This window comes from Desulfovibrio sp., from assembly GCF_047607245.1.
GTDB lineage: Bacteria > Desulfobacterota > Desulfovibrionia > Desulfovibrionales > Desulfovibrionaceae > Desulfovibrio.
Map to the genome: position 1 here is coordinate 1 of NZ_JASGDK010000003.1, position 5,197 is coordinate 5,197.

Annotated in this window: 4 protein-coding genes; 2 read left to right on the top strand and 2 right to left on the bottom strand. The window is 54.5% G+C overall.

The features are described from left to right. Window positions 1-1,574, top strand: a 1,574-nt coding sequence (gene murJ, locus QM579_RS00265; RefSeq protein ID WP_414997237.1) for a murein biosynthesis integral membrane protein MurJ, incomplete at its 5' end; no start/stop codon positions are given. 22 nt (window positions 1,575-1,596) lie between these two features. Continuing rightward, window positions 1,597-2,133, top strand: a complete 537-nt coding sequence (locus tag QM579_RS00270) for a hypothetical protein (protein WP_414997238.1) — start codon at window positions 1,597-1,599, stop codon at window positions 2,131-2,133. A gap of 83 nt (window positions 2,134-2,216) precedes the next feature. On the opposite strand, the gene QM579_RS00275 is transcribed toward QM579_RS00270, so the two are convergent. Continuing rightward, on the bottom strand, window positions 2,217-2,894 hold the full coding sequence (locus tag QM579_RS00275) for a hypothetical protein (protein ID WP_414997239.1): 678 nt from the start codon (window positions 2,892-2,894) through the stop codon (window positions 2,217-2,219). Window positions 2,895-3,559: 665 nt separating this feature from the next. Then, the coding region (locus QM579_RS00280; protein WP_414997240.1) for an efflux RND transporter permease subunit at window positions 3,560-5,197 on the bottom strand (1,638 nt) is incomplete at its 5' end.

A 5,197-nucleotide genomic window follows, 5' to 3' on the forward strand; every position in this document is an offset into this window, starting at 1 on the left:
CCCTTATTCTGGCCGCCAGCACCATTATTTCGCGCCTTATGGGCCTTGTGCGCGACAAGGTCATCTCGTGGCAGTTCGGTGCCGGGGGCGAGGCGGACATGTATTTTGCCGCCTTTGTGGTGCCAGACATCATCAATTACATGCTGGCTGGCGGCTTTATGTCCATCACCATCATCCCCCTGTTGTCGCGCCGCTTTCAGGAGGATGAGGACGACGCCTGGAACTTTTTTTCCTGCGTGTTCTGCTGGATGGCTATGGCCTCCGTTGCGCTGACATTCGTAGGCATGCTTGCTGCCGAACCTCTGGCCCGCCTGATAGCCCCCGGCTTTACGCCGGAACAATGGCTGCGGCTCGCCTTTTTTATGCGTATTGTGCTGCCTGCGCAGATTTTCTTTCTCTGCGGAGCCTGCATAACGGCCCTGCTTTTTCTGCGGCGGCAGTTCCGCGTACCCGCGCTTGCTCCCATCATCTATAACGGCGGCATTATCCTTGGCGGCCTGACCTTGCCCTGGCTGGCCGGGCTGCCCCTGATGAAGAACGCTCTGCCCGCCTCTATACTCAAGCACCTTGAAGGCATGACGGGCTACTGCGCGGGCGTTACCGTTGGAGCCGCCATCGGCACCTTTGTTTTGCCCCTTATGGTTGCCATGCAGGACGGCATGCGCCTGCGCCCTGTGTGGCGGCACCACCTTATGGGCAAATTTCTTGTCACTGCCCTGCCTCTTATGCTGGGCCAGACCATCATGATGCTGGACGAGCAGTTTTTGCGTGTTTTCGGATCACTGGTTGGCGATGGAGCCGTAAGCCTGCTCAACTACGCACGGCGCATCACGCAAGTGCCTGTGGGCCTTATGGGGCAGGCCGCCGCCGTGGCCTCGTATCCCTTTCTGGTCAAGCTGCTGACCGAGGGCGACAGAGAGGGTTTTGACCGTACCTTGCGCACGGCATTGCGGGCCAGCCTGGGGCTTATCATCCCCTGTGCCCTGGCCATGACGGCATGCGCCGGACCTATTTTGGGCGTCATTTTTCAGGGCGGCCGCTTTGGCCCTGCCGAAACCCTGGCCGCCACCCCGCTCACGCAAATCATGCTGGCCGCCACACCCTTCTGGATTATCTACATGGTGCTGGTGCGGGCCTACTACGCTCACGGCGACACCATTACCCCGGCTGTCACAGGCACAATTATGACCGCAGTTTGCCTGCCCATCTACTATTATTGGGCTGTGCCGCACGGGGCATGGGCCATCGCCGCCCTTTCGGGCCTGAGCGTGAGCCTTTACGTGTTGTGGCTTATGGCGCTGTGGACCCGGCGGCAGGGCAATGGCGCTTTTATGGGCCTGCGTGGGCTCACCTTACGCGCCCTTGCCTGCTCACTGCCCGGCGCTGCCGCAGCGTGGTGGGTGAGCGCCTGCACTCTCAGCCAGGCGGCAGATCTTGGCCTGCATGCCCTGTGGGCGGCCCTGCTGGCTCTTGCCCTGGGCGGCTGCGTCTTTATGCTACTTTTTTTGCCTTTATGCCTGTGGCTGGCTCCGGCCATTATGGAGCCTGTATTGCGAAGATTACGGCGAACATAAGTCTGCTCAAAAGGATACGCGCATGATCGTTGAACGTATTGAGCATGTGGTAAATACCACGACCAGGTTTATAGTAGATTTCTGGGTGCGGCACTGGCCGTTATTGCTGCTCATTCTGTGCGCTGTGATGGATTTTCGGGACACGGATGACATCATAAGCAGGCTTGTTTTCGCCGCAAGTTTTGTGGGTACAGTTGCTTGCCTGAAGGCATTTCACCTTGAGCGCTGCTTCTGGATATACGGACTGGCGTTTATGGGCCTACCCTTTGTAGCCTTTGATCCCGTCAATATACACGAAATACAAAAATCTCTGCATCTGGAAGCGTTAGACTACAATGTTATATGGCGACTTACAGAAGCAGTGCAATGGACGGGAGTCATTATAGCACTGTCAGCCGGGCTTTATTTTTTGCGCTTCCGACATAGGGTCAGTCCCTTATCCCTTATTAAAACACCTCTGACAGTTTTCTTTATCTACCTGTTTCTTCAACCATTTTTTATATTCCTCTGGGTATACATGGTACTGACCATTCAAGGCCTTCTCGGCATACCCGAATAAAAACAAGCCCCGGCAGTTCTGATGCCACCGGGGCTTGATTGTCAGAACATGTTCTTAAAAATGAGACAGATGAGTAAACTCCTCTACGGGAGTACCAAGGGCTTGGCCTTTGTTTCGTGTTGTTTGGCTTTCTGGAGTACTCTGGCAAAATAGTGTTGACAGTTCTGGCTGAGTAAATTGTACGGATCCCTCTCTTGCTGAGTATGAAAAATTTCGATCGGGCCGTCTTCCTTATCAATTTCTGCTCGTGCGCGGTCAATATACTCTTTGCGGTACTTGGGCGCTTCTACCAGATAGGTGTTCAGCTTTTCCATTTCCTCAGCGAATGTCCCGCCCCTAGTAAGACCGAAGTTACTGCCGTCGCTGCCTACGAAATGCATATGGTCCCAATGCTGGCCCATCACCCAAGACTTCGTGCCATACCAATTTTTAGGAACATAGTCTGAATCTAGCGGCCTGACCCCCATACGATAGTATGGTACCGCAGCATTGGGTTCCGCTGTATAGGGTTTGAGCTCGGAGTGATCTTTTTGTGAATGTCTCTTAACCACATCAGCCACACTTTCGGCGTACATGCGTTCTTCCAGAGGTGCGTCGGGCGAAACAGGCATGGGCGCGTTGAGAGCCGCCTGAGTCTGCTTTGCGGCCATCTCCGCCCTAGCCTTATCCGCCACAAAGGTAAACTGCCCATTTTTCAACCGGGGCTGCCCTGATACGTCATGCCCTGCCCCGCCGTGCCTGCCGCCATAACTTCCTGCCATTATGAAGACCCCTCCTGTATGCCAATGGTTGATGATTTGGCGGGAGTATAGCCCAATGACAAACATGCGTAAGACTGAACTGGTTCAGCACCGCAATTTGCTTGATTGGTGCGGGTTATCCAGTGCCGAAGGACGCTTTTGGCCACTTTTATAATAATTTATATCAATAAAATCAGATAATTAAAAAAATAGCAGCCTGTGAAGTTTTTGTTTTCTTCAATTTTTATAGGATGTTAACTATAAAAAATATCGTTGAAATACCATAACCAAAACCTTCGTAACCCCAGACGCATGATATAGAACACTTTAACTTTTACATTGCTCTGACGGCTGCGTGCGCAGCCTTTCACTACGGAGGCATAAGCGCCGTTTATCTGGGCGGTTAAATGCCGTGGTGAGCGTGCCCTAAATTTTAAGAATGTTGAAATGCGGGTAGGCAGGCAAAAGCCTGCCTACCCGCATTTCGCGGCAAGAATTTTCAGGACAATCCTTGCAGAGCAGCTAACTCACTTCATTCGTAAACTACTCTGAACAACAATAAGAATTTTTGTTGGGAGGGAGGGACCCTTTTGCGAAAGGGTCCCTCCCCCACAAGGCATTTCAAAGGAAACGCTGATTTATTCCGTTTGGCGGCGTTGTTTCACTCTCTGCGTCTGTGCCTGTGTCTACGCTCTCTTGCTCAAGATCTGCAATCTGCCCGCCACAGCTTCACCGTAGCGCATGCACCACCACCAGCGGCGCGCACGCAGCCGGGCGCGGTCAAGGCACAGGTAAACCACAGGCGTGGTATAAAGCGTCAGAATCTGGCTCACCAGAAGGCCGCCCACAATGGTCACGCCGAGGGGCTGGCGAATCTCCGCTCCGTCGCCCTGTCCCAATACCAGAGGCACCGCGCCAAGAATAGCGGCTGCCGTGGTCATCATGATTGGCCGAAAACGCAACAGGCATGCCTCATAAATAGCTTTATCCGGCGGCAGATTGCGGCTGCGCGAAGCCTCAAGGGCAAAATCGATCATCATGATGGCGTTCTTTTTGACGATTCCGCAAAGCAGCAGCACGCCGATGAGGGCAATGACACTGAACTCCATATTGAAGAGCATCAGCGCCAGCAAGGCTCCGCCCCCGGCAGAAGGCAGCGTGGACAAAATAGTCAGAGGATGGATGAGACTTTCGTACAGCACCCCCAAAACAATATACAGCGCGGCCAGAGCAGCCAGAATAAGGATAACCTGATTGCCAGCGGCGTCACTGAACATTTTGGCGGTGCCCTGAAAACTGCCCACAACGGTGGACGGCATGCCAATTTTGACCCGCGCCTCATCAATGGCCGCCTGCGCCTGAGAAAGCGCCGCCCCCGGCGTCAGGTTGAAGGATACAGTCACAGCGGCGAACTGCCCCTGATGAGAAACTGAAAGCGGCGCAAAGGACGGAGCAACTGTGGCAACGCTCAAAAGAGGAACAAGCCCCTCCTTGCCGGACAGATACACTTTTTCCAGCGCTTCTTCGCTTTGCAGCCAGTTCTGCCCGTATTCAAGCACCACACGGTACTGGTTCTTGTCGCGGTAAATGGTGGATACCTGGCTTTGCCCAAAGGCATTGCCAAGAGCCGCATCCACATCCTTTATACTCAATCCGTGCCGCGCAAGGGCATCACGGTTGGCTGTTACCGTGGTTTGCAGGCCGCGCTCTTCTATATCGCTGTCCACATCCTTGAAGAGCGGCAGTGATGCAAGCTCCTGCTGCATGCGGCGGCCCCAGGTGCGCAGGTCGTCCAGATTATCGGCCTGAAGGGTGTACTGGTACTGCGAACGCGAACTGCGCCCGCCCATCATGATGTCCTGCGCAGGTTGCAGAAAAATCTGCAAACCGGGTTCGCCAGAAAGCTTGCCGCGCAGCCTGCCTATAACGGCCTGAGCGCCCACTTTGCGTTCTTCAAGAGGCTTGAGGGCGATAAAAACTCCACCGCCACCGCGCCCGCCAGAAATATGAGCAGAAACCTGCTGTACCGCCGGGTCTGCCCGAATAATTTCCACAAGCTTGGCCAGCTTCGTCTGCATGGCCTGAAATGACGCGCTCTGGTCAGCGCGGATGCCGCCCATAATGACGCCTGTGTCCTGCTCAGGAAAAAATCCCTTGGGCACGACGACGTACATCCAAACATTGGCCACCACCACAAGCAACAGGGTAAACATAGTCAAACGCGGATGCCGCAACACCACAGGCAGGCTTTTGGCATACCCCGCCTGCATGCCTGAAAGCACCCGGCCCCACGCATCGCCTATCCTTGCGAAAAACCTGCGTAC

What these genes read in the sequence shown, in the direction of transcription:
- QM579_RS00270 (WP_414997238.1), top strand. Translation starts at nt 1,597, where the DNA reads ATGATCGTTGAACGTATTGAGCATGTGGTAAATACCACGACCAGGTTT.
- QM579_RS00275 (WP_414997239.1), bottom strand. Translation starts at nt 2,894, where the DNA reads ATGGCAGGAAGTTATGGCGGCAGGCACGGCGGGGCAGGGCATGACGTA.